The sequence below is a fragment of the Gordonia sp. 852002-50816_SCH5313054-c genome, from assembly GCF_001665925.1.
In the GTDB taxonomy this organism is placed as follows: domain Bacteria; phylum Actinomycetota; class Actinomycetes; order Mycobacteriales; family Mycobacteriaceae; genus Gordonia; species Gordonia jacobaea.
Window position 1 is genome coordinate 42488 of record NZ_LZTE01000009.1, and the last position, 21510, is coordinate 63997.

General features: G+C 65.3%; 24 protein-coding genes. 23 read left to right on the forward strand and 1 reads right to left on the reverse strand.

Annotated elements, in window-relative coordinates; all coding sequences use genetic code 11:
* The first annotated feature begins 127 nt into the window (after window positions 1-127).
* From rpmE to A5788_RS00525, 15 genes are all read left to right on the forward strand, one after another.
* Window positions 128-355, forward strand: coding sequence for a 50S ribosomal protein L31 (gene rpmE / locus A5788_RS00455; protein WP_005179448.1), 228 nt, complete (start codon window positions 128-130; stop codon window positions 353-355).
* Window positions 356-520: 165 nt separating this feature from the next.
* Complete coding sequence (gene prfA / locus A5788_RS00460; RefSeq protein WP_064864361.1) at window positions 521-1627, forward strand: peptide chain release factor 1; 1107 nt, start codon at window positions 521-523, stop codon at window positions 1625-1627.
* An 80-nt stretch (window positions 1628-1707) separates the two neighbouring features.
* Window positions 1708-2556 (forward strand): peptide chain release factor N(5)-glutamine methyltransferase, encoded by an 849-nt coding sequence (gene prmC / locus A5788_RS00465; RefSeq protein WP_005205740.1) that lies wholly within the window; start codon window positions 1708-1710, stop codon window positions 2554-2556.
* Between the two features lie 35 nt (window positions 2557-2591).
* Entirely contained in the window at window positions 2592-3245 is a 654-nt protein-coding gene (locus A5788_RS00470; RefSeq protein ID WP_064862745.1) for an L-threonylcarbamoyladenylate synthase, read from the forward strand.
* Window positions 3245-4462: an MraY family glycosyltransferase gene (locus A5788_RS00475; RefSeq protein ID WP_005205736.1), complete on the forward strand. Its 1218-nt coding sequence runs from the start codon at window positions 3245-3247 to the stop codon at window positions 4460-4462. Before A5788_RS00470 ends, A5788_RS00475 begins: the two co-directional genes overlap by 1 nt.
* 339 nt (window positions 4463-4801) lie before the next feature.
* Complete coding sequence (locus A5788_RS00480) at window positions 4802-5218, forward strand: hypothetical protein (protein WP_005205734.1); 417 nt, start codon at window positions 4802-4804, stop codon at window positions 5216-5218.
* Window positions 5215-5985: a F0F1 ATP synthase subunit A gene (gene atpB / locus A5788_RS00485; RefSeq protein WP_005205732.1), complete on the forward strand. Its 771-nt coding sequence runs from the start codon at window positions 5215-5217 to the stop codon at window positions 5983-5985. Before A5788_RS00480 ends, atpB begins: the two co-directional genes overlap by 4 nt.
* Window positions 5986-6071: 86 nt before the next feature.
* Window positions 6072-6329: a F0F1 ATP synthase subunit C gene (locus A5788_RS00490; protein ID WP_005179417.1), complete on the forward strand. Its 258-nt coding sequence runs from the start codon at window positions 6072-6074 to the stop codon at window positions 6327-6329.
* Between the two features lie 49 nt (window positions 6330-6378).
* A complete protein-coding gene (locus A5788_RS00495; RefSeq protein WP_064862744.1) occupies window positions 6379-6882 on the forward strand; it encodes a F0F1 ATP synthase subunit B in 504 nt (167 codons plus the stop codon).
* 2 nt (window positions 6883-6884) lie between these two features.
* Complete coding sequence (locus A5788_RS00500; protein WP_064869977.1) at window positions 6885-8237, forward strand: F0F1 ATP synthase subunit B/delta; 1353 nt, start codon at window positions 6885-6887, stop codon at window positions 8235-8237.
* 78 nt (window positions 8238-8315) lie between these two features.
* Window positions 8316-9944: a F0F1 ATP synthase subunit alpha gene (gene atpA, locus A5788_RS00505; protein ID WP_005179408.1), complete on the forward strand. Its 1629-nt coding sequence runs from the start codon at window positions 8316-8318 to the stop codon at window positions 9942-9944.
* Between the two features lie 62 nt (window positions 9945-10006).
* On the forward strand, window positions 10007-10945 hold the full coding sequence (locus A5788_RS00510) for a F0F1 ATP synthase subunit gamma (protein ID WP_005179406.1): 939 nt from the start codon (window positions 10007-10009) through the stop codon (window positions 10943-10945).
* A gap of 47 nt (window positions 10946-10992) precedes the next feature.
* Window positions 10993-12441, forward strand: a complete 1449-nt coding sequence (gene atpD / locus A5788_RS00515) for a F0F1 ATP synthase subunit beta (RefSeq protein WP_064864365.1) — start codon at window positions 10993-10995, stop codon at window positions 12439-12441.
* A 9-nt stretch (window positions 12442-12450) separates the two neighbouring features.
* Window positions 12451-12828 (forward strand): F0F1 ATP synthase subunit epsilon, encoded by a 378-nt coding sequence (locus A5788_RS00520; protein ID WP_005205722.1) that lies wholly within the window; start codon window positions 12451-12453, stop codon window positions 12826-12828.
* 236 nt (window positions 12829-13064) lie between these two features.
* On the forward strand, window positions 13065-13508 hold the full coding sequence (locus A5788_RS00525; RefSeq protein ID WP_064869978.1) for a DUF2550 domain-containing protein: 444 nt from the start codon (window positions 13065-13067) through the stop codon (window positions 13506-13508).
* A 37-nt stretch (window positions 13509-13545) separates the two neighbouring features.
* Here the strand turns inward: A5788_RS00525 and A5788_RS00530 are convergent, their stop codons facing one another.
* Entirely contained in the window at window positions 13546-14142 is a 597-nt protein-coding gene (locus A5788_RS00530) for a cob(I)yrinic acid a,c-diamide adenosyltransferase (protein WP_064869979.1), read from the reverse strand.
* A 70-nt stretch (window positions 14143-14212) separates the two neighbouring features.
* On the opposite strand from A5788_RS00530, the gene murA reads away from it, so the two are divergent.
* From murA to A5788_RS00570, 8 genes are all read left to right on the forward strand, one after another.
* On the forward strand, window positions 14213-15469 hold the full coding sequence (murA, locus tag A5788_RS00535) for a UDP-N-acetylglucosamine 1-carboxyvinyltransferase (protein ID WP_049700971.1): 1257 nt from the start codon (window positions 14213-14215) through the stop codon (window positions 15467-15469).
* A gap of 4 nt (window positions 15470-15473) precedes the next feature.
* Window positions 15474-15782: an ArsR/SmtB family transcription factor gene (locus A5788_RS00540; protein ID WP_049700970.1), complete on the forward strand. Its 309-nt coding sequence runs from the start codon at window positions 15474-15476 to the stop codon at window positions 15780-15782.
* 202 nt (window positions 15783-15984) lie between these two features.
* Window positions 15985-16695, forward strand: a complete 711-nt coding sequence (locus A5788_RS00545; protein WP_064869980.1) for an energy-coupling factor ABC transporter permease — start codon at window positions 15985-15987, stop codon at window positions 16693-16695.
* The gene (locus A5788_RS00550) at window positions 16692-17087 is read left to right on the forward strand and encodes a PDGLE domain-containing protein (protein ID WP_049700968.1); all 396 of its coding nucleotides are present in this window, start codon (window positions 16692-16694) and stop codon (window positions 17085-17087) included. The genes A5788_RS00545 and A5788_RS00550 overlap by 4 nt, the downstream gene beginning before the upstream one ends.
* A 2-nt stretch (window positions 17088-17089) precedes the next feature.
* A complete protein-coding gene (gene cbiQ / locus A5788_RS00555; protein ID WP_064869981.1) occupies window positions 17090-17866 on the forward strand; it encodes a cobalt ECF transporter T component CbiQ in 777 nt (258 codons plus the stop codon).
* Complete coding sequence (locus A5788_RS00560; protein WP_064869982.1) at window positions 17863-18621, forward strand: energy-coupling factor ABC transporter ATP-binding protein; 759 nt, start codon at window positions 17863-17865, stop codon at window positions 18619-18621. The genes cbiQ and A5788_RS00560 overlap by 4 nt, the downstream gene beginning before the upstream one ends.
* Window positions 18622-18800: 179 nt before the next feature.
* Entirely contained in the window at window positions 18801-20093 is a 1293-nt protein-coding gene (gene mdo, locus A5788_RS00565) for an NDMA-dependent methanol dehydrogenase (RefSeq protein ID WP_049700965.1), read from the forward strand.
* 147 nt (window positions 20094-20240) lie between these two features.
* Entirely contained in the window at window positions 20241-21500 is a 1260-nt protein-coding gene (locus A5788_RS00570) for an AAA family ATPase (protein ID WP_064864370.1), read from the forward strand.
* Window positions 21501-21510: the final 10 nt, after the last annotated feature.

Below are 21510 nucleotides of genomic sequence, written 5' to 3' on the forward strand. Positions count from 1 at the left end.
CGCCAACCAGCAGGTTGCGATTTCCGTCTGGGCCTGGGGCGATGGCATACTGATCGGTCGAGTCCGGTACCGGTTCACACCGCCGAATCGCGGCGGTGACCCGGCGACCATAGAAAGGGACACCAGAATGAAGCAGGGAATTCACCCCGACTACCACGTGACCACGGTCGTTTGCGGCTGTGGCAACACCTTCGAGACCCGCAGCACCGCCGAGAACGGTCGGATCAACGTCGAAGTCTGCTCGCAGTGCCACCCGTTCTACACGGGCAAGCAGAAGATCCTCGACACCGGCGGCCGCGTCGCGCGCTTCGAGAAGCGCTACGGCAAGCGCACCAAGAACGCAGACGCCAAGTAGCTATCCCGACGACGCCCGCCCGGTCAGACAGACCGGGTCGGGCGTCGTTTTCGTTGTGCCAGGCGTTGTATTTGTCAGGCCAGGCGTCGTTTTGGTTGGGCCAGGCGTCGGTTGGTGTGGTCAGGCGTCGATTCGTCGGGCGAGGAAGTATCAGGAGGACGAGCGGTGAACAAGAGCGCGCAGACGCGCGACGCTTCAGGCGGCGCCAACGGCGGAGCCATCGATGACATTCTGGCCGAGCAAGCCGGGCTCGAGCAGCAGCTCTCCGACCCTTCGTTGCACGACGATCCGTCGCATGCGCGACGGGTGGGCAAGCGATTTGCTGAGCTCGCGCCGATCATGGCGACGTATTCGAAGCTGCAGACCGCGCGCGATGACCTCGCCGCCGCACAGGAACTCGCCGCAGACGACGCGGCGTTCGCCGAGGAGATTCCCGCTCTCGAGGCTGCGGTCGAATCTCTGGACGCGACGCTGACCGATCTGCTCGCACCGCGCGATCCGCACGATTCCGACGACGTCGTGTTGGAGATCAAGTCGGGTGCAGGCGGCGAGGAGTCGGCGCTGTTCGCCTCCGACCTGGCACGCATGTATCTCAAGTACTGCGAGCGGCACGGATGGAAGGCCCAGGTCCTCGGTGTCACCGAGTCCGATCTCGGGGGCTACAAGGAGGCCACGCTGTCGATCAAGGGCCGCGAGCCCTCGCGCGACGGTGTGTGGTCGCGACTGAAGTTCGAGGGCGGCGTGCACCGCGTGCAACGTGTCCCGGTGACCGAGTCGCAGGGGCGTATCCACACGTCGGCCGCGGGCGTGCTGATCTATCCGGAGCCCGAGGAGGTCGAGGAGGTCGAGATCGACGAGTCCGACCTGCGGATCGACGTCTACCGGTCGTCGGGCAAGGGTGGGCAGGGCGTCAACACCACCGACTCGGCGGTTCGTCTCACCCACCTACCCACCGGGATCGTCGTGACCTGCCAGAACGAGCGGTCGCAGCTTCAGAACAAAGCCCGTGCCATGCAGGTGCTCGCTGCGCGGTTGCAATCCGCTGCCGAGGAGGAGGCCGACGCCGCGGCCGCGGAGGGCAGGGCTGCGCAGATCCGGACGGTCGATCGATCCGAACGCATCCGCACCTACAACTTTCCGGAGAACCGGATCACCGATCACCGGATCGGATACAAGGCAAACAATCTCGATGCCGTGCTGAATGGCGACATGGACGCACTGCTCGACGCACTCGTGGCCGCGGATCGTCAGGCGCGGCTCGAGGCCGAGTGAGGTCGATCGTCGTGACAAGTGACCGGCTGACGCCAGCGGTGTCTGCGGCCCAAGAGTCATCTGCGGCCCAAGAGTCATCTGTGGCGTCGGAGATATCTGCGGCGACATCGCTGCTCGCGGAGGCCGGGATCGATTCGGCGCGAAGCGACGCGGAGTGGTTGTTGGCGCACGTCCTCGACGTCGGTCGGGGCTCTCTGGCCTTCGCCGACGGACCAGACGCGGGTCACCGGAAACGGTATCGCGAACTCGTTGCGCAGCGTGCGCGTCGAATTCCGTTGCAGCACATCATCGGTCGCGCAGCGTTCGGCCCCATCGACCTGGCCGTCGGCCCCGGGGTGTTCGTGCCGCGGCCCGAGACCGAGCTGATGCTCGAATGGGCCGTCGAGAATCTTCGCGGTATCCCACACCCGCTCGTCGCCGATCTGTGCAGCGGCAGCGGAGCCCTTGCGATCGCGATCGCCGAGTCGGTGCCGTCGGCCCGTGTGGTGGCGGTCGAGAAGTCGGCGTCGGCATTGTTGTGGCTACGCCGGAATGTCGAGAACCTCGGTGTCGGCGATCGGGTGGCAGTTCTCGGCGCCGATGTCACCGACCACGCGCAACTGCGCGATCACATCCCCGACGGCTCGCTCGACCTCATCGTGGCGAACCCGCCCTATGTGCCCACCGACACCGACGTCTCGCCCGAGGTCGAAGCGGATCCTGCCGAAGCCGTGTTCGCCGGTCACGACGGCATGAGCGTGATCACGCCGCTCGCCGACGTCGCCGCGCGACTGTTGGCAGTCGACGGGCGCATCGCCGTCGAACATGACGATTCGACGTCGTCCCAGGTGGTCGGGGCACTTGAGACGACCGGGCGATTCGACGACGTCGTTGCGCGCCTCGACCTCGCTGGTCGGCCGCGGGTCGTGACCGCGCGCCGTCGACCTTGATCCGGGCCAGACGTGTCGCGTGAAAGGATGAACGGGTGAGTACCGTTTTCGATTGCTCTGACGAGGCAACCCGCTCCGCCGGAATCCAGGCGGCCGTGGGGGCAGCCAAGGCGGGACGCCTGATCGTCACACCGACCGACACCGTCTACGGCATCGGCTGCAACGCGTTCGACGCCGAGGCCGTCACCGATCTCCTGGCCGCGAAACACCGGGGACGCGACATGCCGGTCCCGGTTCTGGTTGGCTCCTGGCATTCCATCGACGGTCTCGTCTTGTCGGTGTCGGCCGTGGCGCGCAGCCTTGTCGAGGCGTTCTGGCCGGGCAGCGTGAGTCTCGTCGTCGAACAGGCTCCGTCGCTCGCCTGGGATCTCGGCGACACGTCGGGCACCGTGATGTTGCGGATGCCGCTGCATCCGGTGGCCATCGAGGTGCTGCGCGAGGTCGGGCCAATGGCGGTTTCGAGTGCCAACGTGTCGGGCAGGCCTCCCGCCATCACGTGCGACGATGCCCGCGAGCAGCTCGGCGACTCGGTGTCGGTGTACCTCGACGGTGGGAGGGCGCCCAAGGGGGAGCCGTCGACCATCGTCGACATCACCGGATCCACACCCCGCGTGCTGCGCGAGGGGGCAGTGACCACGGCCGAGGTGGCAGAGGTGCTCGACGTCGATCCGGCCAGCCTGGTCAACTGATGCTCGAGCCCGTCACCGGTACCAGCATGGTCGTCGCGGACATGCTGTCTGCCGACTCCGGCTCGGGCGGTGCCGGTGTTCCGCTGCGCGAGTTGCTGCTGGTCGGGCTGACCGCGGCGGCCATCACATACCTGCTGACATCGCTGGTCCGTGTGATCGCGATCCGAGTGGGTGCGGTGGCTGTGCCCCGTGTGCGAGACGTGCACACCATCCCCACCCCGCGACTCGGCGGAGTCGGCATGTTCGCCGGCGTGGTCGCGGCTATCGTCCTGGCCGCCAATCTCCCTGCGCTCAACCGGGGTTTCGCCTACACCAACGACATGGGGGCGGTGGTGACCGCAGGGGCGGTCATCGTCATCGTCGGGATCATCGACGACCGGTGGGGACTCGACGCACTGACGAAGTTCGTCGGTCAGCTGACCGCGGCGGGCGTCATGGTGGTGATGGGAGTGAGCTGGCTGCAGGTGCCCGTCCCGTTCGGAAACATCGGGACCATCGTCCTCGACCCGTTCCAGTCAGGACTCCTGACAGTCGTGATCACCGTCGCCACCATCAACGCCGTCAACTTCATCGACGGACTCGACGGTCTCGCCGCGGGACTCGGACTCATCTCCGCGTCGGCCATCTGCATGTTCTCGCTCGGGCTGCTTCGCGATCAGGGGGGCGACGTCAGCTACTACCCACCCGCGCTGATCTCGGTCGCACTCGCGGGCGCCTGCCTCGGGTTCCTTCCGCACAACTTCTCGCCTGCGAGGATCTTCATGGGGGACTCGGGTGCGATGCTCATCGGCTTGATGCTCGCGGCGGCGTCGACGAGTGCGTCGGGCCGTATCGCGGTGAATGCGTACGGTCCTGCCGACGTGTTCACACTGCTCTCGCCCCTGATCCTGGTTGCGGCGGTTGTCTTCATTCCGATGCTCGACATGCTGATGGCGGTGGTGCGACGCACCAGGGCAGGCGTCGGGTTCTATACGCCCGACAAGCTGCACCTGCATCACCGCCTGCTCGAACTGGGGCATTCACAGCGTCGCGTTGCGCTGATCATCTACCTCTGGGTGGGCATCCTGGCGTTCTCGGTGGCTGCGAGCACGATCTTCCCGATGTCGGTGGTCGTGCCTGCGTTTGCAGCCGGTCTCGTGGTCGCGATGCTTGCGACGATGGCGCCCCGGCTGCAGCGGCGCATCGCGGAGCTGCGGACCGCGCGAGCGCTGCGCTGACCGACACCCTCGCTGAGGCAAGTGCTGCGCTCGAAAGACCAGGTAGGGGCCGATTCAGCGGGGTGGGTGACGGTTGACCCACCGGTTAGGTAACCGGACAGTAAAATCGTGTACTATCTGCTGTAGTACTTGAGGGGGACGCATATGATGCGCCGCTGGCGCGACGTGCCCCACCTCGGTAAGTCAACACAAACTGCGAAGACACCCCCCGGTGACCGCGGCAAACCGTGTTGATAAGGTCACTGCAAATGCAGAGCGTACGCTCGGCGGCACCTGCCGCGAGGACGCACGCTCATCGCCTGATGCCTTTGGCATGAGGTGTTCACGTGAGGAGAGGCAATGGCGACGTCCGCCCCTGACTCGGCTCCCGTGTATTACCCGCCCGCGCCGACCGGCCTCCGACGACCGGCGATCATCGCCGCCGTACTGACCGTCATCGTCGCGATCATCGCGGTGTTCCTCGGGAGCTGGTTGTTCCCGCTGTTCTTCGCAATCGGCGTGGTCGCCGTCTTCATCAACACCAAGATGGTCATCATGTCCGTCGAACGTGTTGCGGCAGAAGAGAATCCTCGCAAGAAACTGCTCGCCGTCAACTCTGCCGCACGCCTCGGAGCCATCACTGTGCTCGCGCTGGCGGCGGCGTTCCTGTTCCGGCCCGAAGGGCTGGGCGTGATGTTCGGACTCGCTCTCGGCCAGGTTGTCCTGGTGCTGAACACGGTGATTCCGGTGATGAAAGGACTTCGTAAGCAGCTATGATCGCATCGACTTACGGCGCCGATACCCTCGTGCTGGCCGAGGCCCAGATCGAGGTCGGCCACCACAAGCAGGTGGAATGGCTGGGCATGACGTGGAACATCGACACGATCATCGCCACCGCCATCGCGGCAGTGATCGTGATCGCGCTCGCGTTCTTCGTGCGCTCGCGGATGACCTCCAAGCGTCCCAATTCGGTGCAGTTGTTCTTCGAGGCCGTCACCACACAGATGCGCAGCCAGATCGAGAACTCGATGGGCATGAAGGTCGGCGGCTTCGTCCTACCCCTTGCCGTCACCCTCTTCACGTTCATCCTCATCGCGAACTGGCTGTCGGTGCTGCCATTGCAGTACGCCGACTCCGAGGGCAAGAGCGCCGAGGTGTTCGCGCCCGCGGCCAGCGATGTCAACTTCTGTTACGCCCTCGCGTTGTTCGTCTTCGTCTGGTACATGGCTGCCGGAATCCGACGCCGCGGACCGATCGGTCACTTCAAGCGTCTGGTCAAGGGTCACGTCGCATTCCTGGCCCCGATCAACATCATCGAAGAGATCGCGAAGCCTGTTTCGCTCTCCCTCCGTCTTTTCGGCAACATGTTCGCAGGCAGCATCATGGTCGCGCTGATCGCGCTGTTCCCCGCCTACATCATGTGGGCGCCGAACGCGATCTGGAAGTCGTTCGACCTGTTCGTCGGCCTCATCCAGGCATTCATCTTCTCCCTGCTGACCGTGCTGTACTTCAGCCAGGCCATGGAGACGGACGAAGACCACTAGCTAGTCCGACCCCGGCCGGCACCGCGTCGGTCGGACCTTAGACCTGGCAATCCGATTGCCAGTATCACCCGAAAGGAAAGTTCTCAATGGATCCGAATCTGATTGGTCTGGGCGCGTTGATCGGTGGCGGCCTCATCATGGGTGGCGGCGCAATCGGTGCCGGCGTCGGTGACGGTATCGCCGGTTCCGCCTTGATCTCCGGCATCGCACGTCAGCCGGAGGCACAGGGCCGTCTGTTCACTCCGTTCTTCATCACCGTCGGTCTGGTCGAGGCCGCGTACTTCATCAACCTCGCGTTCATGGCGCTGTTCGTGTTCGCCACCCCGATTTCCGGCCAGTCCTGATCTTCCCGGTTTTAGTCGGGTTCCTCGAACAACAAGGGACATCTGAACCATGAATCTCGCCGCAGAGAACTTCTTGATCCCCAATGGCACGTTCTTCGCGTGTCTGCTGATCTTCGTCGTCGTGCTGATCGTGATCCGCGCGTGGATCGTGCAACCGATTGTCAAGGTGCTCGACGAACGGCAGGCACGGGTCGCGAAGACTGCTGAGGACAACAATGCCGCTGCGGCGAGCTACGAGGACGCCGACCGGGAGTATCAGGCCCGAATGAAGGAAGCCCGCGCCGACGCGACCCGAATCCGGGACGAAGCGCGGGCCAAGGGGAACGAGGAGTTGTCGGATGCGAAGCGGCGTGCGACGGATGAGGCCGACGCCGCTCTCGCGAAGATCTCCGCAGACCTCAAGGTTGAGGCCGACAACGCCGTGACCGAGGCCAAGCGCGACGTCGACTCACTGTCGCGGACGCTTGCTGACCGTGTTCTCGGCACACAGGGTGCCGGCGTGCAAAGTTCAGGGGCGACGACCGCCTCGCCAGAGACTGAGACGGTGAAGTAGCAGTGGACGTATTTATCGGACAGCTTGTCGGCTTTCTGCTCATCATTGCGCTGTTGTGGAAGTTCGTCGTGCCGTTCTTGCGGAAGACCGTGAAGAGCGCACAGGACGTCGTCGACCAGCAGGTGGCCGAGAGCGATGCGGCCAAGGCGCGCCTCGAAGACGCCAAGGTCGCATACGAGCGCTCGATCGAGCAGGCCAAGGTCGAGGCCAAACAACTACACGAGGGTGCGATCGAGGATGCCAAGGGCATCGCCGACGACCTGCACAAGCAGGCCGACGTCGAGGTCAAGCGCATCTCCGAGCACGGCAAGGCGCAGGGCGAACTCATTCGCACGTCGATGGTCCGCCAGTTGCGTAGCGAGCTCGGACTCACCGCGGTCGATGGCGCAGGCAAGATCGTGCGCGATCACCTCGCCGACCCGGCCAACCAGTCGGAGACCGTCGATCGGGTCATCGACGAGCTCGCGGCCATGTCGCGGGGCGGACAGCCCTCGACCGGGGTGCCGAGTTCGAGTGAACTGATCGGGTTGCACTCGATGCACGCCGCCAGCCGTGACGCGGCACGTGCGGTCGCGCGCGAGTTCAGCTCCAACACCGAGGGTAAGTCTCCGCAGGAGTTGCTCGCGGCCAGCGAGGATCTCACGCAGATCATCGACTTCCTCCAGCACAACCCGGTGCTGCGGAAGAAGTTCACCGAGGACGAGGATTTCCCGGCCCTCAAGAAGCAGTTGGTGCACAGTCTGTTCGACGGCAAGGCATCGCCGATCGCGGTCGAGGTCGTTGCGTCCGCCGTTGCTCAGCACTGGTCGCAGCCCAACGACATCCTGGTCGCGCTGCGCAGACAGAACGCGCTGGTGGTACTCACTGCGGCTGAGCGTGACGGTCAGATCGAACAGGTCGAGGACGAACTGTTCCGGGTGAGCCGTCTACTCGAGGCGAATCCCACGCTCGCCTCATTGCTGACCGACTTCACCAAGCCCGCGGAGAAGCGCAACGGCCTGCTCACCGGGCTGCTGGGGAGCCAGATCGGCAATTACACCGCGCACCTGCTCACCCAGACGATCAGCCTCCTCAACGGGCAGCCCGCGGAGTCCGCTGTCGACCAGCTCGCGCAATTGGCCGCGGCCATGCGTGGCGAAACAGTCGCCCATGTGGTGTCTGCAGCCGAATTGAGCGATGCTCAGAAGCAACGTCTCGGTGACGTGCTCGCCGAGATCTACCACCGCAAGATCTCGGTGCAGACCGAGATCGACCCGTCGATCATCGGCGGACTGCGTATCGGTGTCGGAGACGAGGTCATCGAGGCCGACATCGCGACACGCCTGGCAAAAGCAGCGGAGACACTGCCGAGGTAGCCGCGTCTCGCAGTCGCGAACGACACCTCACCACCACGACTCACTCACACCGACCGACATCAAGAAAGACGAGAACCCATGGCGGAGTTGACGATCTCAGCAGACGAGATTAAGGGAGCGATCGAGCAGTACGTCTCGTCGTTCGAAGCCGAAGCCTCGCGCGACGAGGTCGGCACGATCACCGACACGGCTGACGGCATCGCCCACGTCAGCGGCCTTCCGGGCGCAATGGCCAACGAGCTGTTGCAGTTCCCCGGCGGCATCCAGGGTGTGGCACTGAACCTCGACGAGGACGAGATCGGCGCGGTCATCCTCGGTGACTACGAGGATCTCGAAGAAGGCGGCCAGGTCAGCCGCACCGGCGAGGTGCTCTCGGTGCCCGTCGGCGACAAGTTCCTCGGTCGCGTTGTCGACCCGCTGGGCGCTCCGATCGATGGACTCGGCGACATCGAGGCCGAGGACAATCGTGTCCTCGAACTCCAGGCTGCCACCGTGCTCGAGCGTCAGCCGGTCGAGGAGTCGCTGGCTACCGGCATCAAGGCCATCGACGCCATGACCGCGATCGGTCGCGGACAGCGTCAGCTCATCATCGGCGACCGCAAGACCGGTAAGACCGCTGTGTGTGTCGATGCGATCCTGAACCAGAAGGACAACTGGGCAACCGGCGACCCGAGTAAGCAGGTCCGGTGCATCTACGTCGCGATCGGTCAGAAGGGCTCGACCATCGCGGGTGTGAAGACGGCACTCGAAGAGGCCGGCGCAATGGAGTACACCACCATCGTCGCCGCACCCGCTTCCGACTCGGCAGGCTTCAAGTGGCTGGCCCCGTACACCGGTTCGGCCCTCGGCCAGCACTGGATGTACCAGGGCAAGCACGTTCTCGTGGTCTTCGACGACCTCACCAAGCAGGCCGAGGCCTACCGCGCCATCTCGCTGCTGCTGCGTCGTCCGCCGGGCCGCGAGGCTTACCCCGGTGACGTCTTCTACCTGCACTCGCGTCTGCTCGAGCGCGCGGCGAAGCTCTCCGACGAGCTCGGTGGCGGCTCGATGACCGCGCTGCCGATCATCGAGACCAAGGCCAACGACGTGTCGGCGTTCATTCCGACCAACGTCATCTCGATCACCGACGGTCAGGTCTTCCTCGAGTCCGACCTGTTCAACAAGGGCGTTCGTCCTGCGATCAACGTCGGTACCTCGGTCTCGCGCGTTGGTGGTGCCGCTCAGACGAAGGGCCTCAAGAAGGTGTCCGGCTCGCTGCGTCTCGAGCTCGCGCAGTTCCGCGAACTCGAAGCCTTCGCTGCCTTCGCCTCCGACCTCGACGCAGCGTCGAAGGCGCAGCTCGAGCGCGGTGCCCGGTGGGTCGAGATGCTCAAGCAGGATCAGTACAGCCCCTACTCGGTCGAGGACGAGATCGTTTCGATCTACCTCTGTGGTGAGGGCCACTACGACTCGGTCCCGGTCGACGATGTCCGGAACTTCGAGACCCAGCTGCTGAGCCACCTGCATCACAACGCGACCGGCGTCTACGACTCGATCGCGGGCGGCCAGGTGCTCACCGACGACCAGGCAGAGGCACTCGTCGCCGAGACCAACAAGTTCAAGAACAGCTACCTCACCCACGACGGCAAGCGCGTCGTCAACGAGGCAGAGGCAGCCGCGATGGACGCCGACGACGTCGAGCAAGAACAGATCAAGATCCGGAAGTGATCGCGTGTCCGTCCGTGCCCGCATCGGGCGTATCCGTGCCAAGGAAGAAGGGGTGAGGGCTCATGGCCAGCATTCGTGAGCTGCGCTCACGCATCCGGTCGGTCCAATCGACGAAGAAGATCACCAAGGCGCAGGAGCTGATCGCGACGTCGCGTATCACCAAGGCTCAGGCCCGGGTGGCGGCAGCGAAGCCCTACTCGGAAGAGATGACCAAGGTGCTCTCCGAACTGGCCAGCAGCGCCGGGTCGCTCGACCATCCGCTGCTCAAGGAGCGCGAGAATCCCAAACGCGCCGCGATTCTGGTGATCACCAGCGACCGCGGCATGGCCGGCGGTTACAACGCGAACGTGCTGCGGTCATCGCGCGAGCTCATCTCGCTCATCCGTGAGGAGGGCAAGGAGCCGGTCCTCTTCGTGATGGGCACCAAGGGCGTGAACTACTTCACCTTCCGCGGTATGGATGTCGCGACGTCGTGGACCGGATTCTCGCAGTCGCCGGAGTACGCGGACGCGGCGCAGGCGAGCAACTTCCTTGTCGACCTCTTCGTGGCGGGGTCGGGGGAGAGCATCGATCTGCCGGACGGCGAGGGAACCATCGAGGGCGTCGACGAATTGCACATCGTCTACACCCGGTTCGTCACGATGCTCACCCAGACGCCCGAGGTCCGTCGCATGGCGCCACTGGTGGTGACCGAGAACGACAACCCGGATCACGGGGAGGTCGAGGTCGACGACGAGTCGCGCAACTACAGCTTCGAGCCGAGCGCAGAGACCCTCCTCGAGGCACTGTTGCCGAAGTATGTCGCCACGCGCGTCTACGCGGCGCTACTGGACTCGGCCGCATCCGAGTCGGCCGCACGTCGCACGGCGATGAAGGCAGCGACAGACAACGCCGAGGAACTGTCCAAGACGTTGTCGCGTGAGGCCAACCAGCTCCGCCAGGCCCAGATCACCCAGGAAATCAGCGAGATCGTCGGCGGATCGAGCGCCCTCGCCAACTGACGCCGATCCCACCCAAACTTCGATCAAAAGGAAGTGACCCAAGCATCATGACCGCAACTGTAGAGACACCCTCGTCGCAGTCGGCGGGGACCACCGAGGGCCGCGTTGTCCGCATCATCGGCCCCGTCGTCGACGTCGAGTTCCCCCGCGGCTCGATCCCAGGCCTGTTCAACGCCCTGCACACCGAGGTGACACTCGAGGCCGTCGCCAAGACGCTGACCCTCGAGGTCGCACAGCACCTCGGCGACAACCTGGTCCGCACCATCTCGATGCAGCCCACCGACGGCCTCGTCCGCGGTGCGATCGTGACCGACTCGGGCTACCCGATCCGTGTCCCGGTCGGTGACCAGGTCAAGGGCCACGTGTTCAACGCCCTCGGCGACTGCCTCGACAGCCCGGGCCTCGGTCGCGATGGCGAGCAGTGGGGTATCCACCGCAAGCCGCCGGCCTTCGACGAGCTCGAGGGCAAGACCGAGATCCTCGAGACCGGCATCAAGGTCATCGACCTGCTGACCCCGTACGTCAAGGGCGGCAAGATCGGCCTGTTCGGCGGCGCCGGCGTGGGCAAGACCGTGCTCATCCAGGAGATGATCACCCGTATCGCCCGTGAGTTCTCCGGTACCTCGGTGTTCGCGGGCGTGGGTGAGCGGACCCGTGAGGGAACCGACCTCATCATGGAAATGGAAGAGATGGGTGTCCTCCAGGACACGGCCCTCGTCTTCGGTCAGATGGATGAGCCGCCGGGCACGCGTATGCGCGTCGCTCTCTCGGCCCTCACCATGGCCGAGTACTTCCGCGACGTGAAGCACCAGGACGTGCTTCTGTTCATCGACAACATCTTCCGATTCACCCAGGCGGGCTCCGAGGTCTCGACGCTGCTCGGTCGTATGCCGTCTGCCGTGGGATACCAGCCGACGCTGGCCGACGAGATGGGTGAGCTGCAGGAGCGCATCACCTCGACCAAGGGTCGCTCGATCACCTCGCTGCAGGCGATCTACGTGCCAGCGGACGACTACACCGACCCCGCGCCTGCCACGACGTTCGCGCACCTCGATGCAACGACCGAGCTCTCGCGCCCGATCTCGCAGCTCGGTATCTACCCGGCTGTGGACCCGCTGACCTCGACCTCGCGCATCCTCGAGGCCTCGATCGTCGGTGACGAGCACTTCCGCGTCGCCAACGAGGTCAAGAGCATCCTGCAGAAGTACAAGGAGCTCCAGGACATCATCGCGATCCTCGGTATGGACGAGCTGTCCGAAGAGGACAAGGTGACCGTCCAGCGTGCCCGTCGTATCCAGAAGTTCCTCGGTCAGAACTTCCTCGTCGCCGAGAAGTTCACCGGCCAGCCCGGATCGGTCGTGCCGCTCGCCGACACCATCGAGGCATTCGATCGCATCTGCAAGGGTGAGTTCGACGCCTACCCGGAGCAGGCGTTCAACAGCTGCGGTGGCCTCGACGACGTGGAGGCAGCCGCCGCCAAGCTCGCCGGAAAGTAGCGGTACGCCATGGCTGAGAAGTCCTTCCACGTCGAGGTCGTATCCGCCGACGCCGAGCTGTACTCGGGTGAGGCCACATTCGTCATCGCGCAGACCACGGTCGGCGAGATGGGTGTGCTGGCCAATCACGAACCGCTACTCGGACAACTCGTCCCCGGCGGGTTCGTGGTGATCGTCGAGGAGAGCGGCACCCGCAAGGCGGCCGCCGTCGAAGGCGGATTCATCTCGGTGACGGGCGAGTCGGTGACGATTCTCGCCGAGGCCGCAGAATGGGCCGACGGCGTCGACGTCAACGCCGAGAAGTCCGCGCTCGAGTCCGCAGAGCCCGGTACCACGGAGTACAACCGTGCGCATGCACGGTTGCGCGCCGCGGAGCAGATCGCCTGATCGAGAACGAGCCGATGCGTGCGGTGACGTCCTGATCTGGACGAAAACCGTTGCGTCACAATTGAATACGAGTCATCACGATGACTCGGTAGTCGTCTGCCGGCCACCCGCGCTTCGCGGGTGGCTGGCTGCGTCATACGGTCTACTGGCATGCTGGGGGGAGTCATCACCGAAACAGCCCGTCGACAGCCCGCCGACATCTCGGTGATGCAACCCGCGCGAGGGAGGTATGCCGCGTGACCGTTGTGGTCGTCCTGCTGATTCTGCTTGTGGTGGCGCTGGTTGTCTGCGGCCTGCTGGCATACCGACTACAACAATTGCGCAGCGCGGGCACCCCCGCGCTGTTGCGTGATCTGCCTGCCGAGCTCGACGAGGGCTGGCGGCACGGCACCGTCCACTACGGCGACGAATCGCTGCGGTACTTCCGGCTCAGCTCGCTGCGGCCCGGTCCGTCACGCCGCTTCCCCCGCCACAGCATCGAGATCGTCGGTCGGCGGTGTGCTGCAGGCACCGAGGGCGTCATCCTCGACGGGATGACCATTCTGCACGTGCGTGAATACCACGACGACGACGAGCCCAGCGAGTACGAACTCGCGCTGACCCCCGACGGGGTCACGGCCTTCCAGGCGTGGCTGGAGGCGGGAGCTCCGCAGCGCTCACAGCGGCGTCGGAGCGCCTGACCGGTAACGCCCGAGCCGTGACGCTCGAGCACGGCGCTCAGGGGCGGTGACGATCCCCGCCGGGAATCCAGGTGACGTCGCCCTCTCCGTCCGGTCCGCGATTGGCGACTCGGGACAGGATGAACAGCAGATCCGACAACCGATTCAGGTACCGGGCGGGTAGGACGGACGTGTGCTCGGGGTCGGCGTCGACCGCAGCCCACGCCGAACGTTCGGCTCGACGAGTGACTGCGCGCGCCTGGTGTAATAGCGCGGCGAACGGGGTGCCACCGGGCAGAACGAACGAATTCAGGGCGGGCAGGTCGGCGCCGAAGTCGTCACACCACGATTCGAGGGCATCGATATAGCTCTGTTCGATGCGTAGCGGCGGATACTTGGGGTCCTCGACCACTGGTGTCGAGAGGTCGGCCCCGGCGTCGAAGAGGTCGTTCTGGACCGTCGTGAGCACGCCGGCGATCGCTTCTGGGATCTGCCCACCCAGTGCGAGGGCCGCGCCGATGACGGTGTTGGCCTCGTCGCAGTCGGCGTAGGCGACAACGCGCGCATCGGTCTTGGGTACGCGCGAGAAGTCGCTGAGCCCGGTGGTGCCGTCGTCGCCGGTGCGGGTGTAGATACGAGTCAGATGCACGGCCATGAACCCAAATGTAACCGCAGGTCCAGTGCTGTGCGTCGAGCACTGCCGTGAGGCGGATAAGGTATCTGACGTGAGTGATCGGTTTCTGGTGTCCGGGGGAGCACGCCTGCACGGCGAGGTGTCGGTCGGTGGGGCCAAGAACAGCGTCCTCAAGCTGATGGCTGCGTCGTTGCTCGCCGAGGGCACGACAACGTTGACCAATTCGCCCGAGATCGCCGACGTTCCGCTGATGGCCGACGTCCTGCGCGGTCTGGGTGCTGTCGTCGAGATCAACGGTGAGACGGTCACGATCGAAGCGCCCGCGGAACCCAAGTACCACGCCGATTTCGACGCCGTGAAGCAGTTCCGCGCGTCGGTGTGCGTGCTGGGACCGTTGATGGCGCGGTGCCGACGCGCTGTGGTCGCGCTCCCCGGTGGCGATGCGATCGGTTCCCGACCCCTCGACATGCACCAGGCTGGGTTGCGGGCGCTCGGCGCTCATAGTTCGATCGAGCACGGCTGTGTGGTCGCCGAGGCCGACGCGCTCGTCGGCGCCCCGATCGCACTCGAGTTTCCCTCCGTCGGCGCCACCGAGAACATCCTGATGGCCGCGGTTCTCGCCGAGGGTGAGACGGTCATCGACAACGCTGCCCGTGAGCCCGAGATCGTCGACCTGTGCGTGATGCTTCAGCAGATGGGCGCGCGGATCGAGGGCGCGGGTACGTCGACGTTGACGGTCACCGGCGTCGAGCGGCTGCATCCGACCACCCACCGGGTCGTCGGCGACAGGATCGTCGGCGCGACGTGGGGTATCGCCGCGGTGATGACCCGCGGCGACGTCACGGTCAACGGTGTCAATCCTCATCATCTGCAGTTGGTGTTGAACAAGCTCGTCGACACCGGAGCTCGCGTGGAGACGCATCCGAACGGATTCCGCGTCAGTCATGACCGCAGACCAACCGCCGTCAACGTCTCGACGCTGCCGTTCCCCGGATTCCCGACGGACCTGCAGCCGATGGCGATCGGCTGGGCGTCGATTGCCGAGGGGATGTCGGTGATCACGGAGAACGTCTTCGAGGCGCGATTCCGTTTCGTCGAGGAGATGGTTCGCCTCGGAGCCGACGCACGAACCGACGGCCATCATGCGGTCATCCGTGGCATCGAGAAGCTCTCCAGCGCACCCGTGTGGTGTTCGGACATTCGCGCGGGCGCGGGTCTCGTACTCGCGGGGCTCGTCGCCGACGGTGTGACCGAGGTGCACGACGTCGAGCACATCGACCGGGGATATCCGCACTTCGTCGAGAATCTTCGGAGCCTCGGCGGCGAGATCGAACGCCGCACCGGGTAAGCGCATGGCCGACATCGAGCACGCTCGTGGCGTCGACATCGCCGAATGGTCCACCCGGTTCGACCTGCTGTCGGACCCGCACCGCCTGGAGATCCTGCTGGTGCTGCACCGCCATCCGGGCATCATCGTCGGCGATATCGCCGCAGAGGTCGGACGCACCGAGACCGCGGTCTCGCAGGCGCTACGTGTGCTGCGTCATCAGGGATGGGTCACGTCGACGCGGGTCGGACGATCGGTGAGCTACCGGCTCGACGACGAGACGGTTCACGATCTTCTGCACTGGATCGGTGCAGGACACAACCCGCCCTCCTAGGCAACAGACTGGCCGGCCACCTCGGAGCATCGTGTGGTCAGTGTCACACCTGACCCTTCGGATAGTCTGCCCGCTTCAACATCTGAATAAGTGGACAGATGTCGGCGCTGGACCTAACGTCTGTCGCATCGTGTTCGTGCGGACCGCGCATCCCGGGGTCTGACGGCACGCACGTGCTCACCCGTTGAAGGGACACCGCTCAATGTCCACAACCGTCGTCGCCATGCATATGAGCGACGGAATCATCAACGCGCAGACGTCGATCCTGTTCGGTGTCGTCGCCGCAGTGGGACTCGCATTCTGTGCGTGGCGCGCTCGGACCGATCTGGACGAGAAGGCCGTACCGATGGCCGGCCTCGTTGCCGCGTTCATCTTCGCCGTCCAGATGATCAACTTCCCGATACTGCCCGGCGTCAGCGGACACCTGCTCGGTGGTGCACTCGCCGCCATCCTGGTCGGGCCGTACACCGGTGCGCTGTGCATCGCGATCGTCCTCGTCGTGCAGTGTCTGCTGTTCGCCGACGGTGGCGTCACCGCCCTCGGTGCCAACATCACCAACATGGCCCTGATCTCGACATTCGTCGGGTACGGCGTCGCGGTCGGGTTGTCGCGACTCCTGCGCTCCCGACGCCGCGGGGTGTCGCGGCTCGGCGCGATCTCGTTCATTGCGGCGTTGTGTGGAACCGTCTCCGCTGCAACGGGTTTCGTCATCGAGTACGCGATCGGCGGTGCCGCGACGACATCCCTGACGACGGTCGCGGGCTACATGTGGGGCACACACATCCTGATCGGGATCGGTGAAGGGCTGATCACCGCGGTGACTGTCGTCGCCGTTGCCAAAGCGCGTCCCGACCTCGTCTACCTGCTGCGGCGCGAACGCGTTGTCTCCGAGCGAATCGAGGTGGCGGCATGAGTATCGCCGCATCCGAGTCGCGCCCGCCACGAGTCCGGCGTCGTCACTTCCTCATCGGGTTCGCCGTGGTCGCGCTACTGATCGCGGGACTGCTGTCCTACTTCGCGAGTAGTTCGCCAGACGGTCTCGATTCGGCCACTCTGCAGGGTTGTCAGACCGTAACGGTCAACGGTGTCGAGGAGCTGAAGGGCACCTGCATCGCCCAGCACGCCACCGATCACGCGATGTCGTCGTCGCCGCTCGCCGAGTACGCGGTGAAGGGTGCCCAGTACACCAACGGCATCGCGGGGATCATCGGGGTGCTCGTCACTCTCGCGGTGGCGGTCGGCGCGTTCTGGTTGATCGCCCGCGCACGTCGAACGAGCGGCGCCGCAGTTCAGGCAGACGACTGACGATGGGCGCCGGGCACGCACATCCGCTCTACCGCGACGTCACCTCGCGTGTGCACCGCGCGCCGACCGAGGTCAAACTCGTGTGTCTCGTGGTGTTCGTCTTCGCCGTGGTCGCCACGCCGCGCGAGATGTTCTGGCCCTACCTGGGTTTCGCGGTCATCGTGCTCGTCGTGTGGCAGCTCGCCCGCGTTCCGCTTCGGTGGATCGTTCCACGGATGCTGATCGAGGTTCCGTTCGTCGTCCTCGCCGTGTTGTTGCCGTTCGCCGAAGGTGGGCGTCGCGTCGACGTCGTCGGCGTATCCCTCTCCGTGGCAGGGCTTTACGCTGCATGGGGAATCGTCGTCAAGGGCACACTGGGTGTCGCGGCGTCGTTGACCTTCGCGGCAACCACTCCGGCCCGCGAGTTGCCCGTCGCGCTGAGCAGGCTCGGGGTTCCCCGGACCATCACGCCGATCTTCGTGATGATGCTGCGGTATGTCGATCTGCTGTCCGCGGAGGTCAAGCGCATGCAGATCGCGCGTACCGCTCGCGGCGACTCACCGCGCGCGCTGCATCAGGCCAAGGCTGTGGCCGTGAGTGTCGGATCGGTGTTCCTGCGCTCCTACGAACGTGGCGAGCGAGTACACCTCGCGATGATGTCGCGAGGGTTCACCGGAACGATCCCCGACATGCCCGGCGTGGCGACGTCACCGCGTGCGACGTCTGCGCAGTGGACGCTGGTGTTACTTCCCGCGGCAGCGGCCGTCGTCGTGGCGGCCGCAGCGTGGAGTCTGGCATGAACGCGATCGACATCCGCGCCCTCCGATTCGCTTATCCCGACGGACATCTCGCGCTCGACGGCATCGACCTGTCGGTCGCCGAGGGCGAGCGGGTGGCAGTTCTCGGCCCCAACGGAGCGGGAAAGACCACCCTGATGCTTGCGCTCAACGGCGTGCTCCTGCCGACGTCGGGGTCGGTGTCGATCTACGGCTCACCGGTGGGGAAGTCGACGCTGCGCGAGGTGCGTCGGCGCGTCGGCCTGGTGTTCCAGGACCCCGACGACCAACTGTTCATGCCGACGCTCGCCGAGGACGTCGCCTTCGGTCCCGCGAATTTCGGCGTCGAAGGACCCGAACTCGCGCAGCGGGTCGCCGAGGCTCTCGAGGCGGTGTCGATGACGCAGCACGCGGGCGCAAGTCCCCACCACCTGTCGGGCGGACAGCGTCGACGAGGTGCCCTGGCGACCGTATTGGCTTGTCGCCCAGACATCTTGGTGCTCGACGAGCCGTCGGCGAACCTCGATCCGGTGGCACGGCGCGAACTGGCGGACACCCTGCTCACCCTCGACACGACGATGCTCGTCGTCACCCACGACCTGCCGTATGCGGCGCAGTTGTGCGACCGAGCGGTGATCGTCGACGACGGGCGGGTCGTCGCCGACGACTCCGTCGACGCGATCCTTACCGACACCACACTGCTTGCCGCGCATCGGCTCGAGCTGCCGTGGGGATTCGACGCGGAGACGCTGCGGCGCGCGAGGGCCGGCCAACGCTGAGGTGGGTACCTGTCCGGAAGGTCAGGTGTCTACCCGACCGGGGGTCAGTACTGGCGGCAGTATCGGACGGTTCGGTCGCAAAGCACTTCTGAGGCCGGGTGTGACGCGCGTAACGTCTCGATCGCTCACCCACTCCCGACGCCACGTGTGTCGGCAGCATCGAGAAGGTCAGGTCAGAAATGCAGGTAGACGAACTACTCAAGCCGTTCCCCATCAAGGAGTTTCATCCGTTCCCGCGCGCCATGATGGGTCCCGGCGCGCACGAGATGATCGGGCCGGAGGCGCTCAAGCTCGGCTTCAAGAAGACGCTCATCATGACGACCGGCCTGCGTGGCAGCGATACGGTCCACAAGATCGTCGAGTCGTGCAAGTACCACGGACTCGAGGTTGTGCTCTACGACAAGGTCGAGTCCAACCCCAAGGACTACAACGTCATGGACGCGGTTTCGCTCTACAACTCCGAGCAGTGCGACTCGTTCATCTCGATCGGTGGCGGCTCCGCGCACGACGCCTGCAAGGGTGCACGCATCTCGGTCGCGCACGACGGTCGTAGCGTCAACGAGTTCGAGGGATTCAACAAGAGCGAGAATCCCAAGAATCCGCCGCACATCGCCGTATCCACCACTGCCGGAACAGGTTCGGAGACGTCGTGGGCATACGTCATCACCGACACGACGACCGACCCCGACAAGCCGCACAAGTACGTCGCATTCGACGACGCCGCCGTCACGACGCTGGCGATCGACGACCCGGTGCTGTACTACGACTGCCCGGTGGCCTACACCGCACAGTGCGGCTTCGACGTGCTCGCGCACGCATCCGAGCCCTACGTCTCGCGGCTGAACTTCCCGCCGTCGATGGGTAACGCACTCTATGCGGTGAAGATGACCGCCGAGAACCTGCGCGAGGCCACCTGGAACCCGACTGACCTCAAGGGTCGCGAGGGCATGATGTACGCGCAATACATTGCGGCGCAGGCCTTCAACTCCGGCGGCCTCGGCATCATCCACTCGATCAGCCACGCGGTCTCGGCGTTCTTCGACACCCACCACGGCCTGAACAACGCCATCGCGTTGCCGCGCGTGTGGGCGTTCAACATGCCGACCATGTACGAGCGCTTCGCCGACATGGCGCAGGCCATGGGCGTCGACACGCACGGCATGACCAAGGTGCAGGCCGCAGACGCCGCGCTCGGTGCTGCGATCCGACTGCTCCGCGACGTGGGCATCGTCGAGCGTTTCGCCGACGTCAAGCAGGACTCGTACCCGAAGAACCGACTCGGCCAGGGCCCGACGAAGTTCTACGAAGGTCGTCCCGACATCACCACCGACGCCGCGACCATCGACGCACTGACCAACCACGTCCTCGGTGACGCGTGCACGCCCGGCAACCCCAAGGAGTGCACGTTCGAGACGGTCCGGCCGGTCGTCGAGCACTGCGTCAACGGCGACCTCGACGAGCTTCTGCCGTAGGTCGGGAAGAACTCCGCACGGCTCGACCGTGCGGGCACGGCCCCGGATGACGGATTCCGCTGCCCCAAAGCGGAATCCGTCATCCGGCTCCACCCCCTACGCAAGCCCGTCACCGCACCACCTCCCTTCCGAGCACAGGAGACGCCGATGTCCGTGCACTTCGCCGCAACCGACGACAGCACATCCGCCGCGGGGGCCGACCCCGCTGACCGTTCACACTTCACCGATGTCGACGACGTGGTGACCCGATTCGCCGATGCCGGCTACCTCGCCGACCAACGCCTGGCGACAACGGTTTTCCTGCAGAGCAGATTGGGCAAACCGGTGCTGCTCGAAGGGCCTGCGGGAGTGGGGAAGACGCAGCTCGCCAAGACTCTCGCGGACGTCACGGGACGAGAACTGTTGCGCCTGCAGTGTTACGAGGGCCAGGACGAGACCACAGCGCTCTACGAGTGGGACTACGGCAAGCAACTGCTCTACACGCAGGTGCTGCGGGAGAAGATCAGTCAGGTGGTCGCCGACGCCGCGTCGTTGTCGGAGGCTGTCGACCGTATCGGCGCCGAGGAGAGCGTCTTCTTCTCCGAGCGATTCCTCGCTCCCCGCCCGCTGTTGGAGGCGGTGCGATCCGAGAAGCCCGTCGTGCTGCTGATCGACGAGGTCGACCGCGCCGACGAGGCGCTCGAGGCTGTGCTGCTCGAACTCCTCGCCGAATACCAGGTGTCGGTTCCCGAGATCGGTACCTTCGTGGCCACGCACCAGCCGATGATTGTGTTGACCTCCAACAACACTCGCGATCTGTCCGCCGCTCTCAAACGACGCTGCCTGCACCTGTCGCTCGACTATCCCGACGCCGCGCGCGAACTCGACATCATCAAATCCAAGGACACCGGCCTCGCCGACGTCCTCGCGGCCAAACTCGTCGAGATCGTCCGCGGGCTCAGGGATCTCGATCTGCGCAAGGCGCCGAGTATCTCCGAGACGATCGACTGGGCGCGCACCCTCGCCGTGCTCGGCGCAGACGAGCTCAGTGCGGAGCTGCTGTCGGCCACGGCCAACGTCGTGGTGAAGTACGACAGAGACCTGACCCGGGCACTCGACGCGCTGCCACGGCTCGTCGACCCGAACGCTCAGGTGCCCGATCACCTTCACTCCCACGGACATTCGCACGGCCACTCCCACGGGCCGGGTCATTCGCATGGTCACGACGATCACGACCACGATCATGATCACGCGTCTGCCGACAGGTCCGGAAAAGCTCGCCGCGCGGCGAAGGACGAGCCCGGCCGCCACGGAGATGAGTACTACGGGTCGCCCGGGGCGAAGAGTGACGCCGGAACGCGCACCGTCAGCGCGTCGCAGGGGAGCAGGTCGTTCAACGCTCGCGGTGCGCGCAAGCGGCCGGTCTAGCGGGGGAGTG